Source organism: Variovorax dokdonensis, assembly GCF_030316895.1.
Taxonomy (GTDB): domain Bacteria; phylum Pseudomonadota; class Gammaproteobacteria; order Burkholderiales; family Burkholderiaceae_C; genus Variovorax; species Variovorax dokdonensis.
In genome coordinates, this window is the sequence record NZ_JASZYV010000001.1 from 884359 (window position 1) to 907519 (window position 23161).

At 63.9% G+C, this 23161-nt stretch carries 24 protein-coding genes and 1 tRNA gene; 15 read left to right on the plus strand and 10 right to left on the minus strand.

Annotation, left to right across the window (positions count from 1 at the left end; translation table 11 throughout):
- Positions 1 to 9 precede the first annotated feature (9 nt).
- From trmD to hisC, 5 genes are all read left to right on the plus strand, one after another.
- Positions 10 to 759 carry a tRNA (guanosine(37)-N1)-methyltransferase TrmD gene (gene trmD / locus QTH91_RS04115; RefSeq protein ID WP_286658753.1) on the plus strand — a complete coding sequence of 250 codons (750 nt, stop codon included), beginning with the start codon at positions 10 to 12 and terminating at the stop codon, positions 757 to 759.
- A gap of 109 nt (positions 760 to 868) precedes the next feature.
- Positions 869 to 1246 (plus strand): 50S ribosomal protein L19, encoded by a 378-nt coding sequence (rplS, locus tag QTH91_RS04120; protein ID WP_286658754.1) that lies wholly within the window; start codon positions 869 to 871, stop codon positions 1244 to 1246.
- 149 nt (positions 1247 to 1395) lie between these two features.
- Entirely contained in the window at positions 1396 to 2100 is a 705-nt protein-coding gene (locus QTH91_RS04125) for a CoA pyrophosphatase (protein WP_286659606.1), read from the plus strand.
- Between the two features lie 73 nt (positions 2101 to 2173).
- Positions 2174 to 3175: a CobD/CbiB family protein gene (locus QTH91_RS04130; protein WP_286658755.1), complete on the plus strand. Its 1002-nt coding sequence runs from the start codon at positions 2174 to 2176 to the stop codon at positions 3173 to 3175.
- On the plus strand, positions 3175 to 4266 hold the full coding sequence (hisC, locus tag QTH91_RS04135) for a histidinol-phosphate transaminase (RefSeq protein WP_286658756.1): 1092 nt from the start codon (positions 3175 to 3177) through the stop codon (positions 4264 to 4266). The genes QTH91_RS04130 and hisC overlap by 1 nt, the downstream gene beginning before the upstream one ends.
- A gap of 1 nt (position 4267) precedes the next feature.
- Here hisC and rsgA read toward each other — a convergent pair whose 3' ends face one another.
- From rsgA to QTH91_RS04150, 3 genes are read right to left on the minus strand one after another with little or no spacing between them, the layout of a single operon-like run.
- Complete coding sequence (gene rsgA, locus QTH91_RS04140; RefSeq protein ID WP_286658757.1) at positions 4268 to 5218, minus strand: ribosome small subunit-dependent GTPase A; 951 nt, start codon at positions 5216 to 5218, stop codon at positions 4268 to 4270.
- A gap of 22 nt (positions 5219 to 5240) precedes the next feature.
- Positions 5241 to 5579, minus strand: coding sequence for a 4a-hydroxytetrahydrobiopterin dehydratase (locus QTH91_RS04145; RefSeq protein WP_286658758.1), 339 nt, complete (start codon positions 5577 to 5579; stop codon positions 5241 to 5243).
- A 25-nt stretch (positions 5580 to 5604) separates the two neighbouring features.
- Positions 5605 to 6864, minus strand: a complete 1260-nt coding sequence (locus tag QTH91_RS04150) for a M48 family metallopeptidase (protein WP_286658759.1) — start codon at positions 6862 to 6864, stop codon at positions 5605 to 5607.
- Positions 6865 to 6901: 37 nt separating this feature from the next.
- Between QTH91_RS04150 and orn the strand changes: the two genes are divergently transcribed.
- Together orn and QTH91_RS04160 are read left to right on the plus strand one after the other, a co-directional pair.
- Positions 6902 to 7513, plus strand: coding sequence for an oligoribonuclease (orn, locus tag QTH91_RS04155; protein WP_286658760.1), 612 nt, complete (start codon positions 6902 to 6904; stop codon positions 7511 to 7513).
- Between the two features lie 327 nt (positions 7514 to 7840).
- Entirely contained in the window at positions 7841 to 9652 is a 1812-nt protein-coding gene (locus QTH91_RS04160) for a DEAD/DEAH box helicase (RefSeq protein WP_286658761.1), read from the plus strand.
- Positions 9653 to 9816: 164 nt separating this feature from the next.
- On the opposite strand, the gene QTH91_RS04165 is transcribed toward QTH91_RS04160, so the two are convergent.
- Positions 9817 to 9893 (minus strand) — tRNA-Pro (locus QTH91_RS04165).
- A gap of 46 nt (positions 9894 to 9939) precedes the next feature.
- Positions 9940 to 10869 (minus strand): polyprenyl synthetase family protein, encoded by a 930-nt coding sequence (locus QTH91_RS04170; protein WP_286659607.1) that lies wholly within the window; start codon positions 10867 to 10869, stop codon positions 9940 to 9942.
- Between the two features lie 420 nt (positions 10870 to 11289).
- Here QTH91_RS04170 and rplU point away from each other — a divergent pair, with 420 nt between their 5' ends.
- From rplU to proB, 4 genes are all read left to right on the plus strand, one after another.
- Positions 11290 to 11601, plus strand: coding sequence for a 50S ribosomal protein L21 (rplU, locus tag QTH91_RS04175; protein ID WP_286658762.1), 312 nt, complete (start codon positions 11290 to 11292; stop codon positions 11599 to 11601).
- Positions 11602 to 11616: 15 nt separating this feature from the next.
- Complete coding sequence (gene rpmA, locus QTH91_RS04180; RefSeq protein ID WP_286658763.1) at positions 11617 to 11877, plus strand: 50S ribosomal protein L27; 261 nt, start codon at positions 11617 to 11619, stop codon at positions 11875 to 11877.
- Between the two features lie 75 nt (positions 11878 to 11952).
- The gene (gene cgtA, locus QTH91_RS04185) at positions 11953 to 13017 is read left to right on the plus strand and encodes an Obg family GTPase CgtA (RefSeq protein ID WP_286658764.1); all 1065 of its coding nucleotides are present in this window, start codon (positions 11953 to 11955) and stop codon (positions 13015 to 13017) included.
- 82 nt (positions 13018 to 13099) lie between these two features.
- Entirely contained in the window at positions 13100 to 14236 is a 1137-nt protein-coding gene (gene proB / locus QTH91_RS04190) for a glutamate 5-kinase (RefSeq protein ID WP_286658765.1), read from the plus strand.
- 22 nt (positions 14237 to 14258) lie between these two features.
- Here proB and QTH91_RS04195 read toward each other — a convergent pair whose 3' ends face one another.
- On the minus strand, positions 14259 to 14828 hold the full coding sequence (locus QTH91_RS04195; RefSeq protein WP_286658766.1) for a CNP1-like family protein: 570 nt from the start codon (positions 14826 to 14828) through the stop codon (positions 14259 to 14261).
- The gene (locus QTH91_RS04200) at positions 14752 to 15426 is read right to left on the minus strand and encodes an RNA pyrophosphohydrolase (protein ID WP_286658767.1); all 675 of its coding nucleotides are present in this window, start codon (positions 15424 to 15426) and stop codon (positions 14752 to 14754) included. Before QTH91_RS04200 ends, QTH91_RS04195 begins: the two co-directional genes overlap by 77 nt.
- A 154-nt stretch (positions 15427 to 15580) precedes the next feature.
- Here QTH91_RS04200 and QTH91_RS04205 point away from each other — a divergent pair, with 154 nt between their 5' ends.
- The 4 genes from QTH91_RS04205 (at position 15581) to QTH91_RS04220 (ending at position 20082) form a co-directional block, all read left to right on the plus strand.
- Positions 15581 to 17326 carry a proline--tRNA ligase gene (locus QTH91_RS04205; protein WP_286658768.1) on the plus strand — a complete coding sequence of 582 codons (1746 nt, stop codon included), beginning with the start codon at positions 15581 to 15583 and terminating at the stop codon, positions 17324 to 17326.
- A gap of 63 nt (positions 17327 to 17389) precedes the next feature.
- Complete coding sequence (locus QTH91_RS04210; RefSeq protein ID WP_390368428.1) at positions 17390 to 18028, plus strand: lytic transglycosylase domain-containing protein; 639 nt, start codon at positions 17390 to 17392, stop codon at positions 18026 to 18028.
- Positions 18029 to 18174: 146 nt separating this feature from the next.
- Positions 18175 to 19356 carry an MFS transporter gene (locus QTH91_RS04215; RefSeq protein WP_286658769.1) on the plus strand — a complete coding sequence of 394 codons (1182 nt, stop codon included), beginning with the start codon at positions 18175 to 18177 and terminating at the stop codon, positions 19354 to 19356.
- A gap of 147 nt (positions 19357 to 19503) precedes the next feature.
- A complete protein-coding gene (locus QTH91_RS04220) occupies positions 19504 to 20082 on the plus strand; it encodes a GAF domain-containing protein (RefSeq protein WP_286659609.1) in 579 nt (192 codons plus the stop codon).
- On the opposite strand, the gene paeA is transcribed toward QTH91_RS04220, so the two are convergent.
- The 3 genes from paeA to QTH91_RS04235 all read right to left on the minus strand — a co-directional run bounded on the left by paeA (position 20037) and on the right by QTH91_RS04235 (position 23153).
- Complete coding sequence (gene paeA, locus QTH91_RS04225; RefSeq protein WP_286658770.1) at positions 20037 to 21407, minus strand: polyamine export protein PaeA; 1371 nt, start codon at positions 21405 to 21407, stop codon at positions 20037 to 20039. The genes QTH91_RS04220 and paeA overlap by 46 nt on opposite strands.
- A 103-nt stretch (positions 21408 to 21510) precedes the next feature.
- Positions 21511 to 22506, minus strand: a complete 996-nt coding sequence (locus tag QTH91_RS04230; RefSeq protein ID WP_286658771.1) for an AAA family ATPase — start codon at positions 22504 to 22506, stop codon at positions 21511 to 21513.
- Positions 22507 to 22670: 164 nt separating this feature from the next.
- On the minus strand, positions 22671 to 23153 hold the full coding sequence (locus QTH91_RS04235; RefSeq protein WP_286658772.1) for a cupin domain-containing protein: 483 nt from the start codon (positions 23151 to 23153) through the stop codon (positions 22671 to 22673).
- Positions 23154 to 23161 lie beyond the last annotated feature (8 nt).

The window sequence follows — 23161 nt, forward strand, 5'->3', positions numbered from 1 at the left end:
CCCTGCACCATGCGCTTCGACATCCTCACCCTTTTCCCGGAACTGTTTGCGCCCTTTCTTTCGAGCGGCGTGACGCGACGCGCGTATGAATCGGGGCAGGTCGAGGTCGCGCTCTGGAATCCACGCGATTTCGCCGACGGCAACTACCGTCGCGTCGACGACCGGCCCTTTGGTGGCGGGCCGGGCATGGTCATGATGGCCGAGCCGATGTCGGCCTGCCTGGATGCGGCGCTGGCGGCACGCGGCGAGCCGGATGCGCCTGTGATCCTGTTTTCGCCTCAAGGCGAGTTGATTCGCCATGAAGTCGTTGAAAAATGGTCTGGGAGCGCCGGGGCCGTGTTGGTCTGTGGCCGCTACGAAGGCATAGACCAACGCTTCGTAGATGCGCGGGTCACGCACCAGCTGAGTCTGGGCGACTTCGTTCTTTCGGGGGGGGAAGTCGCGGCAATGGCGCTGCTGGATGCCGTGGCGCGACTTCAGCCCGGTGTGCTCGGCGACGCCGAAAGCCATGTGCAGGACAGCTTCAATCCGGCCCTCGATGGTCTGCTGGACTGCCCCCACTACACGCGGCCTGAACACTGGCGCGGTCTCGACGTGCCTACGCCGTTGATGTCTGGCAACCATGCCCAGATCGAACGGTGGCGGCGCGATCAGCGCCTTCAGGCGACAGCGAAGAGGCGGCCGGAACTGGTGCAGGCGGCACGTTCCGCTGGCCGCCTGAGCCCAGCTGATGAAACCGCACTCAAGAAAAAGCTATAATGCGTGGTTTCCCGATCCTCTGGCCGGCCGCGACGCGCGTACTGGGCATAGCCCTGACGCAACAAAGTCGCCTTTAGTGCAGCGCGGACAAGATCGAAGGTAGAAACCCATGAACCTCATCCAGACCCTCGAGCAAGAGGAAATCGCCCGCCTGGGCAAGAAGATCCCCGATTTCGGCCCCGGCGATACCGTCATCGTCAGCGTCAACGTTGTCGAAGGCACCCGCAAGCGCGTCCAGGCTTACGAAGGCGTCGTGATCGCCAAGCGTAACCGTGGCCTGAACAGCGGCTTCACAGTGCGCAAGATCTCCAGCGGCGAAGGTGTGGAGCGTACCTTCCAGACCTACAGCCCGCTGATCGCTGGCATCGAAGTCAAGCGTCGCGGCGACGTGCGTCGCGCCAAGCTGTACTACCTGCGTGAACGCAGCGGTCGCTCGGCGCGCATCAAGGAAAAGCTGCCCGGCAAGGCCAACGCCGTCGCGAAGTGATCATTCCTCGCCACGTCGTTTCCTGACGAAAGAAGCCGCCCTTGGGCGGCTTTTTGCTTTTTGGGCGACGATGCCGTTTGCTTGCCATTCCTCCCGACGAACTTCTCATCCTGAATCGCGTGCCAGCATCCGAAAAAGCCCCCGACGAGTTGCCCGCCAGCCCGGAGCAGATCAACGCGGTATCCATTCCCATCTTCGACCCCCGCACCGTCCCGGTGATTCGGGTCGACAGCGATCTTCCGGCGGTCGCTTCGGAACGACTCACGGCCGACGCACTACGTCGACGCTTTGCCAACCCTCCAGCCTGGACACCCGAGATCCGGCGCGATCCGCGTCTCGTCGATCGGGAGCCGGCGCAGGCCGCCGTGCTGTTGCCCATCGTGCAGCGTGAGCGTCCAACCTTGCTCTTGACCGAGCGCTCGACGCGGATGCGCTCGCATTCGGGCCAGGTCGCTTTTCCTGGCGGCCGCGTCGATCCGGAAGACGCCGACATCGTCATGGCTGCCAAGCGCGAAGCGTTGGAGGAGGTCGGGTTGCTTCCCGAGTTCATCGAGGTCCTCGGGGTGTTGCCGGTCTACACCACCATCACCGCCTTCGTCGTCACGCCTGTCGTCGCTCTGGTGCGCCCTGGATTTGAACTGGAACTTAATCCTGACGAAGTGGCGGATGCGTTCGAAGTGCCTCTGGATTTTCTGATGAACCCCGCAAACCACCGGCGTCACGCGATGGTCGGGGAGGGGCTGAACGCGCGGCAATGGTTTTCAATGCCTTATCAGGATGCCGATCAGGAGCGTTTCGTCTGGGGCGCGACAGCCGCGATGCTTCGAAACTTCTATCGCTTTCTCATTGCCTGACGCCGTTGGGACTTAAGCCGCAAGGGGGCGTGGGCCCTGGCACCGCGCGATTGAGTGTCGCTATCATCCGGGGATGAGCTTCTTCGCCATCCTGTGCGCACTGCTGATCGAGCAGGTTCGCCCACTGGGTTATCACAACCCGGTCTATGAGGGCGTGCTGGGATGGACGCGATGGGTCAGCCGCAATTTCGACGCCGGAAAGCCCCAGCATGGGTGGGTGGCCTGGACTCTGGCAGTCATGGTGCCCACGCTCCTGGCGCTGGGTGTGCACTGGGCGCTGATCGCCACGCTGGGTGTTCCTTTTGCCGTGCTGTGGAACATTGCACTTCTGTATGTCACGCTGGGATTTCGCCAGTTCAGCCACCATTTCACCGGCATTCGCGACGCGCTCGAAGAAGGCGACGAGCCGCTAGCTCGCTCGTTGCTGGCGCATTGGCGCCACATCGACGCTCGCAATCTCCCGCGCAGCGAGATCGTTCGCCACGTCATCGAGCATTCGGTGATTGCGGCGCATCGGCATGTCTTCGGCGTGCTGGCTTGGTTTTCCATCCTCGCGGCTGTCGGACTGGGCCCGGCGGGCGCGGTCTTCTACAGGATGAGTGAGTTCGTGGCGCGTTACTGGGCTCACAAGGATGCACGCACGACGCAGCCGGCCAGCTCGCATGTCAAGGAAGCCGCAGATCGCGCTTGGGAGATTGTCGATTGGCTTCCAGCCCGATTTACCGCAGTGGGCTTCGCGGTGGTTGGCAGCTTCGAGGACGCCATCGATTGCTGGCGCAATGATGCCGAGCGATTCCCGGTGGGCAATGACGGTGTGATCCTGGCCGCAACCTCAGGCGCGCTCGGCGTGCGCCTGGGCGGGGGGGAACTTCGCAGCCAGTTGGTCGTCGATTCGCTTCAGAGTGCGCAGGCGGGCGATTCGCTCATGGGTGGGCTGCCGCCGGAAAGTGGCAGTACTCCGGGCCGGGAGCCGGAACCGGCTCATCTTCGCAGTGTGGTCGGGCTGGTGTGGCGTTCGGTCGTGATGTGGCTGGTGCTCCTTGCGTTGCTCACGCTGGCTCGGCTGTTGGGCTGATGACCCGGTTCGACCCGCAGGCCCTGCTGAGCCCCCGCGTCAATGCGCTCAAGCCTTACGTGCCCGGCGAGCAGCCCCGCATCGAAGGCCTGGTCAAGCTCAATACCAATGAGAACCCGTATCCACCTTCCCCAGCGGTGATCACGGCCATCCACGACGCGGCCAAGGATCACGGCCTGGCGTTGTATCCGGATCCCGAATCCACCGATCTGCGTCGAGCCATCGCGGCAAGGGCCGGCCTGACGCCCGAGCATGTCTTTGTCGGCAATGGCTCCGACGAGGTGCTGGCGCTGGCGTTCTATGCGTTCTTTCAGCAGGCTGCGCCGCTCTTGATGCCTGACGTGAGCTACACCTTCTATCGCGTCTACGGGCGGCTGTTCGGGATCGAGGTGGATCTCGTGCCGGTCGACGCAGGCCTTCGGATCGACCTTTCGGCATTCGAATCGCGTGCGGCGCAAGACTGCGCGGGCATCGTGCTGGCCAATCCGAACGCGCCGACTGGCTGCGGCCTGCCCTTGTCCGACATCGAACGCCTGCTCGAAGCGTGCCCCCAACGAGTCGTGCTCGTGGACGAGGCCTACGTGGATTTCGGAGGCGAGAGCGCCATTGCGCTGATCGACAAATATCCGAATCTGCTCGTGGTGCAGACGCTGTCCAAATCGCGTTCCTTGGCGGGCCTGCGCGTGGGTTTCGTCCTGTCGCAGCCGCATCTGATTGCCGCCTTGGCGCGCGTGAAGAACAGCTTCAATTCGTACCCGCTGGATCGACTGGCGCAGGCTGGGGCCAAGGCGGCCATCAGTGACGAGGCGTGGTTCGAAAAAACACGTCAGGCAGTGATCGATACCCGCGAGGGTCTGACGCTGGCGCTGGAGGACTTAGGCTTCGAGGTGCTTCCTTCGCAGGCCAACTTCTTGTTCGCGCGGCATCGCGGGCGCGACGCCGCCGACCTGGCGGCGCGCCTGCGCCAGCAAGCGGTGCTCGTGCGGCACTTTGCCGAGCCGCGTATCGACCAGTTCCTGCGCATCACGGTTGGCACGCGCGACCAATGCACGCGGCTGCAGGAGGCCTTGCGCAAGGTGCTGGCCACCTAGTTCAGAAGCGAGGTGCTTGCTCCAACTCTTCGAACAACTCGCGATAGATCTTGTAGCGCGACGCCGCGATCGATCCGTCGTGGTCTTCGGTGGCCACCTGCGCGATGACCTGGCAGCCCGGCTCATGCAAATGGGTGCAGTTGTAGAAGCGGCATTCGCCCGCGTGCTCGGCAATATCGGGCATGAGCGTGGCCAACTGAGTGGGCTCGATGTGATGCAAGCCGAACTCCTGAAAACCCGGCGAATCGATCAGAGCAGTGCCTGCATTGCGGTTCACCCAGTACCAGGTCGTGCTGGTGGTCGTGTGCCGTCCGGAGTTGAGGGCTTGTGAAATCTCGCCGGTCAGGACGTCTGCGCCTGGAACGAGCAGGTTGATCAGCGTGCTCTTACCCGCGCCGGACGGGCCGAGCACCAGAGTGGTCTTGCCGGCCAAGTGTTTGTCAAGCGCTAGAGCATCGGCTTCACCAGATGACGTGAGCGACAACGGCAACACGCCATGGTGCATGCGGCGGTATGGCGCCAGGCGTGCCCAGGCGCGCTCGAAAGGCACGACCAGATCGCTCTTGTTCAACGCGATCAGGGGTGTGATGCCTTCGGCACGCGCCGAGATGAGTGCGCGCGCAAGCTGGTGCTCCGAAAACTCCGGTTCGGCCGCGACCAGGATCAGTACCTGATCCAGGTTGGCCGCGAACGACTTGGTCCGAATCTCGTCGCGCCGATAGAAGAGGTTGCGGCGCGATTGCACGCGCTCGACGGTGCCTTCGTCCTCGCTGGGCTGCCACAACACACGGTCGCCAACCACGCACTGGCTCTTCTTGCCGCGTGGATGGCAAATGCGTCGCTCGCCTTCGGGCGTTTCGATCAGGCAATGTCTGCCGTGGCTGGCCACCACAAGACCGGGACGCAGCGCATCGTCGGCCGCCTTGATCGATTCAGGCGTGCGGCGTGCCATCAGGAATTGCCAGGCAAAGGGCTCACGCGGCCAACACGGCGTCTACCCGCGCCGCGCATTCGATGTCGGTCGAGGAGATTCCACCGACGTCGTGCGTGTTGAAGCGAACGACGCAGCGGTTGTAGTGAACGGACAAGTCTGGATGATGGTCCTGCACATGCGCCACCATGGCCACCGCATTCACGAATGCGATGGTCTCGAAGTAGTTGGCGAAGTTGAAGGTTTTCTCGATGGCCACGGCCGCGCCGTCGCCAGACAGCGTCCAGCCATTGAGCTTGGCCAATGCGGAAACGGTTTCGGTGGCAGTGAGGGCGCGTCGCGTCTGGCCTTGCCAGACCTTGGGTTGGAACATGCTGGTCATGATGAGCCTGAGTCGAGTTTGCGGATCAGCCCGGGGCCATGCGCGCCAGGCGTTCGGAGGCGGGAGGATGCGAATAGTAGAACTTCACGAAGACCGGGTCGGGCGTGAGCGTCGACGCATTGTCCTTGTAGAGTTTGATGAGGGCCGCGGAGAGGTCGCTGCCGCTGGTCTGCGCGACGGCATAGGCATCGGCTTCAAACTCGTGCCGGCGTGACAGCATCGCTGCAAGCGGCGACAGGAAAACGCCAAACACGGGCACCGCCAGCATGAACAGAAGCAACGCGAGAGCGCTGTTGGGAGCGTCCATGTTCGGCTGCACTCCCAGGCCCGTGTAGAACCAGACGCGTGTGGTCAGCCAGCCCAACAAGGCAAAACCTGCAAGGCTGATCGCGAACATCGTGGCCATGCGTTTGACCACATGCCGGTGCTTGAAGTGCCCCAACTCGTGCGCCAGGACGGCTTCGACCTCGCCGGGACTCAGCTGGCGCAGCAGCGTGTCATAGAACACCACGCGCTTGCTGGCCCCAAAACCGGTGAAGTAGGCATTGGCGTGCGCGCTGCGACGACTTCCGTCCATCACGAACAAGCCCTTGGCGGCGAAGCCGCATCGGTCCATGAGCGAAGTTACCCGGGTTTTGAGTTCGACATCCTCGAGCGGCTGGAATTTGTTGAACAGCGGCGCAATGAAGGTCGGGTAGATCAGCATCAACAGCAGGTTGAATCCCACCCATACTGCCCACGCCCACAACCACCAGGCTTGGCCGGCGGCCTCCATCAGCCACAGGATCAGCGCGGCCAGCGGCAGGCCGATCAGCGCGCCCAGCACGATGCCCTTCAGGCCGTCGACGAGCCAAAGTTTGAGCGTCATGTTGTTGAAGCCGAACTTGGCTTCGAGCTTGAACGTCTGCCACAGGGAGAATGGCAGTTCGAGCAGGCCGCCGATGACGGAAAACGCGGCCAGCAATGCCAGCTGTTGCCACATGCCGGTGCCTAGCCATGCCCGCAATGCCTGGTTGAGCAAGTCGAGGCCGCCAAGCAGCGTCCAGCCAAGCAAAACCGCAGCGGACCAGCTCATTTCGACCAGCCCGAAGCGGCTGCGAGCTAGGGTGTAGGCGGCTGCCTTCTGATGCGCGGCGAGCGAAATCGTTTGCGCGAAAGCTGCTGGCACGGCGTCGCGATGACGGGCGACGTGCCTCACCTGGCGACTGGCCAGCCAGAACTTGAGAAGGAGGCCGGCGACCAGCGCGGCCGCGAACAGGTAGGTCAGAGCGATCGAGGGGGACATGCGGGGCGCAGTTTAGGCCATCGACGACAATCGCCTGATGCCCGAATCCTTTGACCCGACCACCGCCGCGACCACTGACGCAAGCACGCCTGACATCCCAGCCACGTTGACCAAGAGCGATCAGAACCTGGTCTGGCTGGACTGCGAGATGAGCGGGCTCGACCCCGATAAGGAGCGACTGCTCGAAATCGCCGTGGTCGTCACCGGCCCCAAACTGACGCCCCGTATCGAAGGTCCGGTGCTGGTGATCCACCAGGATGACTCGGTGCTCAATGGCATGGACGCTTGGAACAAGGGCACCCACGGACGCAGCGGGCTCATCGACAAGGTCAAGGCTTCGACGACGGACGAAGCCTCGGCGGAGAAGCAACTCATTGAATTCCTGTCTCGCTATGTGCCCAAGGGTGCATCGCCCATGTGCGGCAATACCATCGGGCAAGACCGGCGCTTCCTGGTCAAGTACATGCCCAAGCTGGAAGCCTTCTTCCACTACCGCAACCTGGACGTCAGCACCCTCAAGGAACTGGCACGGCGCTGGAAGCCAGAGGTCTATGCGGCTTTCAAGAAGCAGCAGGCGCACACCGCCCTCGCGGATGTTCATGAATCGCTGGACGAACTTGAGCACTACCGAGAGCATTTCCTACGGTGAAACGAAGGGGTGCACGGTCGATGGACGCTGCCCCTCGGGAAAACCCGCTTGAAAAGTTTGCGTGACAAGTTAGGCGGTACATGCCATAATCGAGAGCTTGGCCGGGAGTGACAACGGCCAAGATTAGTTTTTCGCGCATCTCCCTTCTTTCACTGGGCCCCGTCTTTGTCGGTTGCGACGCATGATCTTTCATGCTCAGCCTGCAAGTGCATGTCGAGTACATGTTGAATTGGCCCGCAGCGCTCTCGCGCTGAACGTCGTTGGATGGAGGATGTATTCCTGAACCATCCAGCGCGCCGCATTCGAGCGGCTCGCCAAGGCATTCTCATGACCGACACCTTTGACACGGTGCAGGGCGCGCTCGCGCCTGCCCAATCCGATTCCTCTTCTTCTTTTTCCGAGCAGGTTGCCGCGCCCAGTGCCGTCGCCGAAACCGCTGAAGCGCCCGCCGAGAACGGCTTCGTGCGTTTGGGCCTGGCCCCAGAACTGGTTGCCGCAACGACCGATCTGGGCTTTCTGAAGCCCACCGAAGTCCAGGCCCGCGCCATTCCCTTGGCTATGGGCAGCGGCGATGACCGCTTCGTCGATCTCATGGTTTCGAGCCGCACTGGCAGCGGCAAGACAGCGGCATTCCTGCTGCCTGTCCTGCACACGCTGCTGGAACAGGAAGCCAAGGCCGAAGCCGACCGCCGCGCCGAACAACAACGTCTGGCAGCCGAGGCCGCCGAGCGTGGCGAAGTGGCGCCCAAGCGTCCGCGTCGCCGCAATCCGGCCGACCCGCGCAATTTCCGTCCGGCCGAACCCGGTGCGCTTGTGCTGTGCCCGACCCGCGAATTGGCCCAGCAGGTGGCCCAGGACGCCATTGAGCTCGTGCGCCGCTGCCGTGGCCTGCGCATCGCCAACGTCGTCGGCGGCATGCCCTATCAACTGCAGATCGCCCGCCTGCAAGGCGCCAACCTGGTGGTGGCAACCCCGGGCCGTCTGCTCGACTTGCAGCGCTCGGGCCAGATCCGCCTTGATCAAGTGCAGTTCCTCGTCGTCGACGAGGCCGATCGCATGCTCGATCTGGGCTTCTCGGACGACCTGGCCGAGATCAACCAGCTCACCGTTGCTCGCCGCCAAACGATGATGTTCAGCGCCACCTTCGCGCCGCGCATCCAGCAACTGGCCGCACGGGTCATGCGCGAGCCGCAGCGACTGCAGATCGACTCGCCGCAGGAGCAGCACACCAACATCACGCAATCTTTGTATTGGGCAGACAACCCAGGCCACAAGCGCCAGTTGCTCGACCACTGGCTGCGTGACACCACCATCGACCAGGCGATCGTTTTCGCCAGCACGCAGGTCGAATGTGACGAACTCGCGAACGACCTGCAGCAAGCCGGCTTCTCGGCTGTCGCCTTGCATGGCGCCCTGAGCCAGGGCCTGCGCAACCGTCGCCTGCGCGCTCTGCGGCAAGGTGAAGTGCAGATCCTGGTTGCCACCGATGTGGCGGCACGCGGCATCGACGTGCCCACGATCACCCACGTCTTCAACTTCGGCCTGCCGATGAAGGCGGAGGATTACACGCACCGTATCGGCCGCACCGGCCGCGCGGGCCGCGACGGTCTGGCGATCACGTTCGCCGAGTTCCGCGATCGTCGCCGCATCTTCGACATCGAAGGCTATACGCGCCAGCGGTTCCAACCTTCCGTGATCGCAGGCCTCGAGCCGCGTCAACGCCCGCCGCAACCCGCCTTCGGCGGTCCTCGTGGCGGCGGACGCGATAGCCGTGATAGCCGTCCGTCACACGGTCGTGGTGGCAACGGCAGTCGCGGCGGTTTTGGTGGCGGCAATGGGGGCAATGGCGGCGGTTTCGGCGGTCGTCGCGAAGGTGGCTTCGGCGGTCGTTCCGAGGGTGGCTTTGCAGGGGGCCGTCCGGAAGGTGGTTTCGGTGCTCGCGGAGAAGGCCATTTCGGTGGTCGTCACCACGAAGGTGGCTTCGCTTCGCGCGAGCGCGACGCTGGCGGTGGGTATGGCCGCAAGACCGGTTGGGGTGATGCGCCGCGCCGCCACGCGGGCGCACCAGCTGCACGCCCGGGCGGCCCTGCAAGGGAGGCGACGCAGCAACGCGGACGCGCCTTCAAGCCCAGCCGCTGACGCATGAAGGCGAGGGCGCTGCCAACGTGGCACCCTCGCGCGCGTGTCGGGCGAATTCGTTTGTAAATGCTTCGCCCACGGATCGAGCCAGGGCGCTCGATCGACGAATACGCAAAAATCCCAGGCACCTCGCGGTCCTGGGATTTCTTTTTGGGCTTGGAATCTGGTCGGGGTGAGAGGATTCGAACCTCCGGCCTCTACGTCCCGAACGTAGCGCTCTACCAGGCTAAGCTACACCCCGATGTGTCGCATTGAACTTTGCGCGTGATCCTTTTGCATATGCTGCGTCAGGCGCGTCGCTCAGTCAGCTGAGCCGCTAATTGTAGCAAACCTTCAGCGTGTTCATTGGCCGGAAACCCGTTCAATGCTTCAATGGCGCGTTGCGCCTCAGCTGCAGCCGCTCGGCGTGTTGCGTCCAAGGCGCCGGTCTCTTTCACGATCGCCACGATCTTTTGGAGTTGCGAGCTGTCACCGGCTTCGATTGCACTCTTGATCAGATCGCGCTCTGCCGGACTGCCGCGCTGCATGGCCAGAATCAGCGGCAGCGTTGTCTTGCCTTCGCGCAGGTCGTCGCCCAGGTTCTTGCCAGTCTCGTGCGCATCGCCGGCATAGTCGAGCACGTCATCGATCACCTGGAATGCCGTGCCCAGAGCTTGGCCATAGGTGGCGCACGCTTGTTCGGTTTCGGGCGAGGCCTTGGCCAGCACCGCGGCCAGTCGAGTACTGGCTTCGAACAGTTTGGCAGTCTTGGATCGAATCACCCGCAGATAGCCTTCTTCATCGAGGCTGGGGTCGTGCATGTTCATCAACTGCAGGACTTCACCCTCGGCGATCACGTTGGTGGCGTCAGCCAGGATCTCCATCACACGAACATCGTGCGCATCCAGCATCATCTGGAACGCTCTTGAGTAGAGGAAATCGCCGACGAGTACGCTGGCCGGATTGCCAAAGGACTCGTTGGCAGTGGGCCGGCCGCGGCGCAGCGTCGATTCATCGACCACATCGTCATGCAGCAAGGTCGCCGTGTGGATGAACTCGATCACGGCAGCCAAGTTATGGTGCTGGTTCCCTTGGTAACCGAGCGCACGGCTCATGAGCAGCAGGAGCGCCGGACGCAGTCGCTTGCCGCCGGCGGAGATGATGTAGCGGGAAACCTCAGCCACCAGTGGCACGCCGGTGGACAGACGTTGCGCGATGACTCGATCAACTTCGTCCATGTCGCCGGCAATGAGGCCGAGCACGGACGCGGTGTTGTGGGCGGCAGATGCTGACAAGAGAAGTGGGCCGATCGCAGGACAACAGGATGAGCGGGCTCGCGGCTGATGGGACTGATCGCTCGGCCGGAGTCGAACCTGGAATTATAGGGAGCCGCCGGAACAAGTCCCGATTGCGTGGCTGTCGGGGGTGCCAGGATGAGCGCACAATTGGCCTGTCCGTGCTAGAATATTTGGCTTCGCAAAATTGTTTGAGCCGCAGCTCGCCAATTCGACGGGTTCGGAGGTGTCACCCTCTGGAGCTGATTCGCAAGGCAGCACCGAGCGGCTTGGGTTTTGCGGAGTTCGTAGCCCGGGTGTGGCGCGCTGGCTGGCTTGTCAGCTTGTCGCAACGCACTCACCACGCATTCCAAGAGGTTGAATATGTACGCGGTCATAAAAACCGGCGGCAAGCAGTATCGCGTTGCTTCCGGCGAAAAGATCAAGGTAGAACAGATTACTGCGGACGTCGGCCAGGAAATCGTGATCGATCAGGTTCTGGCTGTCGGTATCGGCAGCGAAATCAAGGTCGGCACGCCCCTGGTGTCTGGCGCCACCGTGACGGCAACGGTCGTCTCGCACGGCAAGCACGACAAGGTGCGCATCTTCAAGATGCGTCGCCGTAAGCACTATCAGAAACGTCAAGGCCATCGCCAGCAGTTCACCGAACTGCAAATCGGTGCGATCTCGGCCTGATAAGGAGCAGACACCATGGCACAGAAAAAAGGCGGCGGCTCAACGCGAAACGGGCGCGATTCCAAGCCCAAGATGCTCGGCGTGAAGGCGTTTGGCGGTGAACTGATCAGCGCAGGCTCGATCATCGTTCGTCAGCGCGGAACCCGTGTCCACCCCGGCGTCAATGTCGGCGTCGGCAAGGACCACACGCTGTTCGCCCTGGTTGACGGCCACGTCAGCTTCAGCACCAAGGGCGCGCTCAACAAGCACATCGTGAGCGTGACGCCGGCCGAGTAAGCCACTTCGGCACGGCCACCCGACCCGAAGCCCCGACTCGTCGGGGCTTCTTCATTTGTACACTGCGGATCCACCATGAAGTTCGTTGACGAAGCGTTCATCGACATTGCCGCCGGCGATGGCGGCAATGGCTGCGTGTCGTTCAGGCACGAAAAATTCAAGGAGTTTGGTGGTCCGGACGGCGGAGACGGTGGCCGCGGGGGCCACGTGTACGCGGTGGCCGATCCCAATCTCAACACGCTGGTGGACTTCCGCTTCTCGCGTCGGCACGAAGCCAAGCGCGGAGAGCACGGCAAGGGTTCCGACATGTTCGGAGCGGCCGGGTCCGACATCACATTGAAGATGCCCGTCGGCACCATCGTGAGCGATGCAGAGACCGGTGAGGTTTTGTTCGAACTGCTCGAGCCCGGCGAGAAGATCATCATCGCCAAGGGCGGTGACGGTGGCTTTGGCAACCTGCGCTTCAAGAGTGCCATCAACCGCGCTCCCCGTCAGAAGACGCCAGGCTGGCCGGGCGAGCGTCGCAATCTCAAGCTCGAACTCAAGGTGCTGGCCGACGTTGGTCTGCTCGGCATGCCGAACGCGGGCAAGTCGACGCTGATCAGCGCCGTGTCCAACGCGCGGCCAAGGATCGCGGACTATCCCTTCACGACATTGCACCCCAACCTGGGTGTGGTGCGCGTCGGGCCGGAGCAGAGCTTCGTGGTGGCCGATCTGCCGGGGCTGATCGAGGGTGCATCCGAGGGCGCTGGTCTCGGCCACCTCTTCCTGCGTCACCTGCAGCGCACACGACTGCTACTGCACGTCGTGGATCTGGCACCATTCGACGAGGGCGTCGATCCGGTCGCACAGGCCAAGGCCATCGTGGGCGAACTCAAGAAGTACGACCCCCAACTCTACGAAAAGCCGCGCTGGCTTGTGCTCAACAAGCTCGACATGATTCCGGTCGAAGAGCGTGCGGTCAAGGTCAAGGACTTCGTCAAGCGACTGAAGTTCAAGGGCCCCGTGTTCGAGATCTCGGCGCTCACGCGCGAGGGATGCGAACACCTCGTCCAAGCCGTTTACCAGCAGGTGCGCGCTCAGCAACTGGCCGCCCAGCCTCCGGTCGAGCACGATCCCCGGTTCTCAGAACCAGGCTGAAAACCTGTGCGGCTTGCGCTCCCGATCGGAACGCGCAGCCCAATCAAATACCTTCTCCTTCTCTTCCAAGGCCCTCTGCCCGATGTCAGTCAAGTCCGCCTCCAGCGTTTTGCGCGATGCACGTCGCATCGTCGTCAAGGTCGGCTCCAGTCTCGTCACGAACGAGGGACGTGGCCTGGACGAGGAGGCGATCGGGGAGTGGTGCCGGCAACTCGCGGCTTTGGCGCGCGATGGACGCGAGATGGTCATGGTCTCCAGCGGCGCCATTGCTGAGGGCATGAAGCGTCTGGGTTGGAGCCGCCGGCCACACGAGGTGCACGAACTTCAGGCCGCTGCGGCCGTGGGCCAGATGGGCCTGGCCCAGATGTACGAGAGCAAGTTGCGCGAGAACCAGTTGGGCAGTGCACAGGTGCTGCTCACGCACGCCGACCTGGCAGACCGCGAACGCTACCTCAACGCACGCACGACGCTGCTGACCTTGCTTGGACTGGGTGTGCTGCCGGTCATCAACGAGAACGACACCGTCGTCAACGACGAGATCAAGTTCGGCGACAACGACACGCTCGGCGCCCTTGTGGCCAACCTGGTCGAGGCCGACGCGCTCGTGATCCTCACGGACCAGAAGGGTCTGTACACCGCTGACCCACGCAAGAATCCCGATGCCAAGTTCGTGCACGAGGCACAGGCGGGTGACCCGGCGCTGGAGGCGATGGCCGGCGGCGTCGGCAGCTCGATCGGCAGCGGCGGCATGATCACGAAGATCCTCGCAGCCAAGCGCGCCGCGGGTTCGGGGGCCTCCACGGTCATCGCATGGGGACGCGAGCCTGATGCATTGCTGCGCTTGACGCAAGGCGAGTCAATCGGCACCTTGCTCGTCGCACAGACGCCCAAACATCAGGCGCGCAAGCGCTGGATGGCGGATCACCTCCAATTGCGAGGTGCGGTCACCGTCGACGCAGGGGCCGTACCCAAGCTGCGCGGGGAGGGCAAGAGCCTGCTGCCGATCGGCATGACTGCAGTCGATGGCGACTTCTCGCGTGGCGATGTGATCGCCGTGCGCGGTCCTGACGGAAAAGAACTGGCGCGTGGCCTCGCCAACTATTCGAGCGCAGAGGCCCGGTTGCTGTGCCGCAAGCCGTCCGCGGAGATCGAGCGCCTGCTCGGCTACGTGGCCGAGCCCGAAATGGTCCACCGCGACAACATGGTGTTGACGGGCTGAAGCGCAGACGCGCGCGGGCGTCTCAGTCCAGCGGCTTCTGGTTCTTCAGCAGGCGGACCATCTCGTCCACGGAGTCGCGAGGCGCGGCGCTGCGACATATGGCTTGGCGCGCCAGGGCGAGTGTGTGGGTCGACCGCAGGCTGCCCACGTCCTGCCATTGCGGATCCTTGGCCTCGTGCCAGCTGTCGCCGGTGAAGCGGGCGTAGGTCTTGACTTCGCCGGTCGCGCAGCGAAGGCCTTCGTAGAACGCATTGACGGGGCCTCTCTGCCCACCGCCACGCGTGGCGATCGCGACATATCGGACCACGCCGTCGCCGGTAATCCGGATGGTTTGCGGATCGACGCCGTAACGCAGCTCGCGTTGCGGTGGCATGTCGATTTCCAGCATGCGACTGACCTCGAACTTCGGCGGAGGCGGAGCTTCGCTTTCTTTCCAGTCCGGATTTTCGAACAGCGCTGCTTGCGCGGCGCCTCCGGTCAGCGCGACGCCCAGAAGGAAGGCGAGCAGCCGCCGGTCAAGTCCGGGTGGCCTGGATGGATTGCGTTGAAGCCGAAGCTTCGGGAGTGGCAGGCTGAGTAGGCGCGGAAGCATTGGGATCAGGCTCGAAGGTGGCGCCCGGAGGAAGCTCGAATCCCGGCTCCCGGCCATGGCCGGAAGGGTGCCGATCGAACTCGCGGCCACGGACATTGCCACGCAAGAAACGGTTGCGAAAATCCTGCCGAGGCAGGTAGCGGGCGAGTTCGGTCAACGCCATTTCATAGACGCCGCGCTTGAACTCGACGACCACGTCGAGTGGCACCCAGTAATCATGCCAACGCCAGGCATCGAACTCGGGATGGTCGGTAGCGCGCAGGTTGAGGTCCCAGTCGTGACCCACCAACTGCAGCAGGAACCAGATCTGCTTTTGGCCCTTGTAATGGCCGCGAGCGTCGCGACGGATGTACCGATCCGGCACCTCGTAGCGCAACCAGTCGCGGGTACGGGCCACGATGCGCACATGCTCCGGCAGGAGGCCGACTTCTTCTCGCAATTCCCGGAACATCGCTTGCTCGGGGTTTTCGCCGCGATCGATGCCGCCTTGCGGGAACTGCCAGGAATGGGTGCGTATGCGTTTGCCCCAGAAAACCTGATTGCGCTGGTTGAGCAGGATGATGCCGACGTTGGGCCTGAAGCCGTCTCGGTCGAGCATAATCAAACCTCAATTTTTGAACTGATTCGATTATGCATGCCGAGGGGGGCTCGGCAAGGGGACTGTCTCTAGACCCCGCATCGGGCGACTTTGCCCGGCATTCTCGGCTCTCTCGCACGATCCCTTCCCTCCCTATTCAATAGCTGCCAACCGCATGAAAGCGTCTCGTTTCTTTGTCTCCACCCTGAAGGAAGCGCCGGCGGACGCCGAAGTCGTGAGTCACCGACTCATGACGCGTGCCGGCATGATCAAGAAGCTGGGCGCCGGCATCTACACCTACATGCCGATGGGGCTGCGCGTGATCCGCAAGGTGGAAGCCATCGTGCGCGAAGAAATGGAGCGCGCCGGAGCCGTCGAGCTGACGATGCCGGTGGTCCAGCCGGCCGAGCTCTGGCAGGAAACCGGACGCTTCGACAAGATGGGGCCCGAGCTGATGCGCATTCAGGATCGGCACGAGCGCGACTACGTGGTGCAGCCCACCAGTGAAGAGGTCGTGACCGACATCGCGCGCCAGGAGATCAAGAGCTACAAGCAGCTTCCCAAGAACTTCTATCAGATCCAGACCAAGTTCCGGGATGAACGTCGGCCGCGCTTTGGGCTGATGCGTGGGCGGGAATTCATCATGAAGGACGCCTACAGCTTCGACCGCGACGTGTCGAGCGCCAAGGCGAGCTACCAGGTCATGGCGAAGGCCTACCGCGCGATCTTCGACCGTTTCGGCCTTCGCTATCGCGCCGTGGCGGCCGACAGCGGCGCGATCGGTGGCGATCTGTCCGAGGAATTCCAGGTCATTGCGGCAACCGGCGAGGACGCGATCGTCTATTGCCCCGACAGTGACTACGCCGCCAACATGGAAAAGGCGGAAGCGCTGGCGCCCCAGGCGACGCGGCCGGCATCCGGCAAGGACGCCGTCAAGACGCCGACGCCCGGCAAAAGCACCTGCGAGGACGTGTCCGAACTGCTCGGCGTGCCGCTGTCGACCACCGTCAAGTCGCTGGTGCTGGCGACCGAAGAGGTGGACGATCAGGGCACGGTGAAGAAGGTGCAGATCTGGCTGCTGCTGGTGCGCGGTGACCACGACATGAACGAAGTCAAGGTTGGCAAGCTGCCGGGTTTCGAGCAGGGCTTCCGCTTTGCGACAGTGCCCGAGATCGAGGCGCACTTTGGCAGCAAGCCTGGCTACCTGGGCCCGCTGGGCCTCAAGCTGCCGGTCAAGGTGGTGGCGGACCGCGACGTCGCTGTCATGGCGGACTGGATCTGCGGTGCCAACGAGCCCGACTTCCACATCACCGGCGTCAACTGGGGTCGCGACCTGCCGGAGCCTGACCTCGTGGCGGACATCCGCAACGTCGTGGCCGGCGACGCCTCACCGGACGGCAAAGGCGTCTTGGCCATCGAGCGCGGCATCGAGGTGGGCCACGTGTTCTACCTGGGCACCAAATACAGCAAGGCCATGGCCGCCACGTTCCTGGACGAAGGCGGCAAGTCCCAGCCGATGGAGATGGGCTGCTACGGCATCGGCATCACGCGCCTGCCTGCCGCCGCCATCGAACAGAACCATGACGAGCGCGGCATCATCTGGCCCGACGCGATTGCGCCGTTCACGGTGGTGGTGTGCCCCATCGGCATGGACCGCAGCGCCGAGGTCAAGGCTGCCGCCGAGAAGCTCTACGACGAGTTGCTGGCTGCTGGCGTCGATGTGATCCTCGACGACCGGGGCGAGCGCCCCGGCGTGATGTTCGCCGAATGGGAGCTGATCGGTGTGCCGCATCGCGTGGTTCTCTCCGACCGTGGATTGAAGGAAGGAACCGTCGAGTACCAGCATCGCCGCGATACGGCAGCCACGAAGGTGGCCGTGCAGGAAGTGGCAGGCCTGGTCCGCGGCAGGCTGGCGGCATGAGCGCAGAGGGCGCGCGGTGACGATGGCTCGCCCATCTGGCAGGTCGAAAGATAGGGTGGCAGGTTGAGTCTCTCCAGACGTCAGTGCCTGGGCGCAGCATTTGGCACTGCGACCGGGGCGGTCTCGCTGGGGTTCTGCCGTCCGGCTCTGGCGGGCGCGCAGATCGAGGAGCCGCTGATCGACTCCGTCCGTTCAGCCTTGAGCGCCGCCATTCACAACAGCGCCCCGCCCGTGCCCGAGTTCCAGGACACCCAGAGTCGCATGGCCTACCTGCGTTGGCGTGTGACGATGGGCGAGAAGCTGCAAAAGCGCATTCCGACGCTGATCGCGCGCACGGACTTTCTGCAGACGCTCTGGTACGAGACCAAGCGTGCTGGCCTGGACATCAGCCTCGTCCTGGGTCTGATCCAGGTCGAAAGCAACTTTCGTCGATGGGCCATTTCCAGCGCGGGCGCGCGGGGCTACATGCAGGTGATGCCTTTCTGGACCAAGGCCATTGGCGATGGCAATCCGGCGAGCCTCTTCCACATGCAGACCAACCTGCGCTTCGGTTGCGTGATCCTGCGCCACTACCTCGACCGCGAGCGAGGCGACCTGTTCATGGCGCTGGGCCGCTACAACGGCAGTCGCGGCCGCTCGCCATACCCCGACGCCGTGTTCGCCAACCAGCGCAATTGGGCCTTCGTCGACCGGCAGGACTGACCTGCCAATGCCAGTCGCATGCGCGCGGCGCATGCAAAGAGTTCCAAATCGTCGGTTGAGCCAGCCAGGGCCCACGGTTACATTGCCCAAGCGGGCGCATGCTCGCGCGCGCTCCTTTTCCCCTCCGCCAGTCAGTTTAGCGTTTCATGCCTCTCATGCTCTGGGCCTTGCTGGCCGGTAACTTCGCCATCGGTACCGGCGTCATGGCGGCCGCCGCAACGCTCAACGAGATCAGCGCGTTTTTCGGTGTTTCCGTTTCGGTGGCTGGTTATCTGATTACCGCGGCTGGCGTGGTCGTCTGCGTCGGTGCGCCAGCGCTGGCCAGCGTGGTGGCGCCCTTCGACCGGCGCCACCTTCTCGCCTTGTCGATGCTCTGGTACGGCGCCATGCACGCGCTTTGCACGCTGGCGCCCAGCTTCGGGTGGCTGCTCGTGCTGCGTGTTCTGGCCGTGGTGCCGGCGGCGGTGTTCACGCCACAGGCGGCGGCGTGCGCGGGCATGCTGGTACCTCTGGCGCAGCGGGGACGGGCCATCACCTTCGTCTTTGTCGGCTGGTCGCTGGCATCGGTGCTGGGCATGCCGCTGAACGCCTGGCTCAGCGGCGCGTTTGGCTGGCAAGGCGCCTACTTGATGGTTGCAGCGCTGTCCTTTGCATCGGCTGGCTGGTTGTGGTACGCGATGCCTGCCAACGTGCGCCCGCCGCGCTTTGCGCTCTCGAACTGGGGCGCCGCATTGCGGTCCCAGCCATTGATGCTGTGCATTGCCGTCACGCTGCTGAGCGCTGCCGGGCAGTTCGTTCTGTTTGCCTACTTCGCGCCTTACTTCAAGACCACCTTGGGCGCCAGTGCCCAGCAGTTGGGAGCCTTGTTCCTGTGTTTCGGCGCCTTCGGACTTGTCGGCAATGTGCTCATGTCGCGCTTCATCGATCGCATCGGGGCACCGCGCGGCGCCATGATCGCGATGGTGGGGATGGCGCTCAGCCTTCTGCTTTGGCCCGTAGGCGAGACCATCGTGCTCGCGGCCATCGTCGCCATTCCCTGGGCGTTGGGCTGCTTTTCCGCCAACTCGGCGCAGCAGGCCCGTCTGGTGGCGCTGGCGCCATCGCTCGCAAGCGGGTCGATTGCTCTGAACACTTCCGCCATGTATGCCGGCCAGGCCATCGGCGCGGCTGCCGGTGGATGGTTGATCGATCAGCAGGGCATGGGAAGCCTGCATATGGCTGGACTCGTTCTTCTTGTTCTTGCCATGGTCACGAGCGTCGCCGCCACCCGTTCCGGCACCCGCGCCGCCATTGCGGCGGCCGACGATCCGGCGAGGCGCGCCGCCTGACGTCGCTGGGGCGCGACACGTCAAGCGCCAAGCTCCGGCCTTGGATAAGGCAAACGTATTCGCATCGACATCCGCAGGCCAACCGCGGCGTGAGGGTGTGAAACAGACCCCGACGCAGGACCCCGGGATGGGTTAGCCTTGGGTGATATGTCTCCCGCCTTCTCAGCCCAGGTGTCGAGCCCGCTGCCCGGCTCCCTCTTGGCCGACGACGAAAGCCTGGAGCGGCATCTGTCGACGATCACCGCGGACGGTAGCGGCAGCTTCCTGGAAAGCGCCATCTCGACCTTGCTGCGCCTGGTGCGCGAGCAGTTGGAACTGGAGGCGGTGTTCGTGGGCGAGATCGTTGGAGATGCGCGCGTCTTTCGCTACATCTCGTCGGCTCGCGAACCAGCCCTGATCGCGCCCGGCCAATCGCATCCGCTCGAGCTGACGCTGTGCAAGCGCATCGCGGACGGCCGCATTCCCCCGGTGGTTGGTGATGTGAGCGCCGTGCGTGTGGCGCATGGTCTTCCGGCGGTCTACGACATCATGGGCGCGCATGTCGGCGTGCCTGTGCGTCTGCCAGATGGTCGCTTGTATGGCGTGCTGTGCGGGTTCTGTCTGCATGCTCGGCATGACCTGGATGAACGCGAGGTCCTGCGCCTTCAGGTGGCCGCGCGCGCCGCGGCGAGGCTTCTGGCTCAAGCGGAAGGCGTTTCGCTTCCGGACGAGCCTGCCCCGGCCTGAGCAGCCGTTGCCGAGAGCGGAACGCCGCTGGCCGACAAGGCCGGCCGGCTGGCCAGCACCTGGTCGATGCGGTGGCTGTCCACGTCCATCACTTCGAAGGTGAAGCCAGCCCATTTGACCGTGTCGGTGCGCCGAGGTACCCGGCGCAGCATGAACATGAGGAAGCCCGCCAGCGTTTCGTACTCGTCCATCTGAGGCATGGCGTCGATCGACAGGGCGCGGCAGACGTCCTGGATGGGGGTGACGCCGTCGATCAGCCAGGAGTTGTCGTCGCGGCGCACGATCTGCTGCTCTTCGTCCATCGGCGGCACCAGATCGCCCATGACAGTGCTCATCACGTCGTTGAGCGTGATCACGCCTACCACCAAGCTGTATTCGTTCACGACGATGGCGAAGTCCTCGTGCGCCTGCCGGAATTGCTCGAGCACCTCGGTCAGCGAAATTCGGTCGGGAATCACCAGCGCCTTGCGCAATGGGAGGCCTTGGTCGAAGGAGAGCGGCTGCCCGCCCAGCACGCGCTGGAACATGTCCTTGGCATCGACGTAGCCGAGGACATGATCGATGTCGTCCTCGCACACCGGGTAGGCCGAGAAAGGCTCGGCCACGATGCGCGCGCGCAGCACTTGCTCCGGCTCGTCCTTGTGGAACCAGATCACGCGATCGCGCGGTGTCATGACGCTGCTGACCATCCGGGTGTCCAGTTCGAAAACGTTGGCGATCACGCGATGCTCGCGTTCTGCAAGCACACCGGCGCGCGCGCCGGCCTCGGTCATCGCCAGGATGTCGGCCGAGGTGATCTGTTCCTCGCGCTGGGTCGGCATGCCCAACATCTTGAAGAGCAGGTCGGTACTCTGCGTGAACAGCCACACCACCGGTTTTAGCGCGGTGATCAGGAACTGCATGGGCCCCACGAGTCGCACGGCCAGTTGCTCCGGTGCGTTCATCCCCCAGCGCTTGGGGAACAGGTCGGCAAAGACGAGGAACACCGCGATGATGGTCAGAAACGAGAGCACGAAGGCGATGTGTTGCGCGTTCTCGGGACTCACCCAATGCTGCAGCGCCGCCGCGAAGTAGGGGCTGAGTGCTCCGTCGCCCACCACCCCGCCGAGGATGGCTACCGCGTTCAGGCCGATCTGCACCACGGTGAAGTAGTGGCCAGGCTTTTCCTGCAGCAGCAGCACCTTTTCGGCGCGGGCATCGCCTTCATCGGCCATCTGCCGCAAGCGCAGGCGGCGCGCTGCCGCCAGGCAGATTTCTGCGAGCGAGAAGAAGGCGCTGGTGGCGATCAGCGCAACGATGATGAGCAGGCTTTCGGAAAGGGTCATGGCACCTCGGGGATGCCGCATGTTGCCACGAGCCGGCGGCAGCCCGATTGGCGGGCGCCGGCAGATGCAGTGAACGCGACCATCATGGCCACGTCCGGCCCGGTTACTGCATGAATCCCATGCGGCCGCGCCCGCTGCCGGCGCTGCGCGGCAGGTCTTCCACCCGCACGGCGTCGCGCCGCGCAAGGCGCGCGTTTCCGAAACCCGTCATGAGCGCCCGCCGCATCTCGCGCGGAGCCAGGCTGGCGAGTGCATCGATCACTTCGTCGGAGGGCTCCGGCGCCAGCAGGCGTCCCCAATCATGCTCGGCGCGAATCGATGCATAGAGGTTGTGCGCGATGCGCCGAGCCTCGTCGAGAGAGGGCGGTTCGATCTCGAAGACATTCATCCGGTTGAGGATGGGCTCTGGAATGGCGCGCTCGTCGTTGGCCGTGGTGATCCAGATGACCTGGCTGGCGTCGATTGCCACTTCCGCGAACTCGTCGACGAAGGCCTGGGCGGTGTCATGCTCGAGCAGGTTGTATAGAGCGCCCAAAGGATCGTATTGGGCATCGGCGCCGGCCTTGTCGATCTCGTCGACCACCATCACCGGATTGGCGTACTGGCCCTCGACCAGCGCTTCGAAAACCTTGCCGGGCTTGGAGCCCTTCCACTGCGACGACGCGCCCGAGAGCAGCCAGCCGGCGGTCATGGAATTCATCGGCACCAGCGACATGCCGGTGCCCAGCAGTTCAGCGAGCTTGCGTGCGAAGTGGGTCTTGCCGATGCCCGGTGGACCGAGCAGCAACATGGGCGTGACCTCGAGTCCGTCCCGACTGTCCTGCGCCAGCGCGACATGGCGGCGCACGTCGTCGATCACTTCCGTGAAGTTGGGCAACTGGGCATAGAGCGAGGCCATCTCGGGCACTCCGCATGGCTTGACCTGGAAACGCTCGGGGCCGCGTTCGAGCATGCGTTCGTAGGTGCTGCGCAGGTGTTCGTGTTCGCGCTCGGGCAGCTTGGCCAGCCTGCGCTCCACATCCTCGGGTGCGAACACATGGCGCATCTGGGCAATGGGCAATGTCAGGCCAGCAGCGGCTGGAACGAGACTGGAATTCATGGATGGCACCTCCACAAAGTCGGAATACTCGCGACGAGCATAAGGCGTGCCCGCCGGGCCTGCCTGTCAGGAGTTTCCCCGCCCGCAGCCGGCGCAGCCTTCAGTGCCGTGACAAATTGACCGGTGCGGCCGGTCCCGGCAAGGCGCCGCAGGGCCTGTGGCGCTCAGACGCCGCCGCTTGGATGGGTGGGGTCGACCCAGAGCACGGTGTCGGGCTTTTCGACCGGCTCGATGTCCAGGTTGACGGCGACGGCCTCGCCGTCACTGCGGCACAACACGCACTCGAGCGGCTCGGTGCTGCTGGCGTTGATCTCCTGGTGCGGTACGTACGGCGGCACGTAGATGAAGTCGCCAGGCCCGGCCTCGGCAGTGAATTGGAGCTTGTCACCCCATCGCATGCGCGCATGGCCACGCACCACGTAGATCACCGACTCGAGGTGTCCATGGTGATGGGCGCCGGTCTTGGCGTTGGCACGGATGGTGACGGTGCCGGCCCAGAGCTTCTGCGCGCCCACGCGTGCGAAATTGATTGCCGCCGCCCGGTTCATGCCGGGCGTCTGGGCCGTGTTGACGTCCAACTGGTTGCCGGGAATCACCCGCACGCCATCGTGCTTCCAATCAGTGGAATGAAAATGGTCGTGGGCCATGGCGAAGC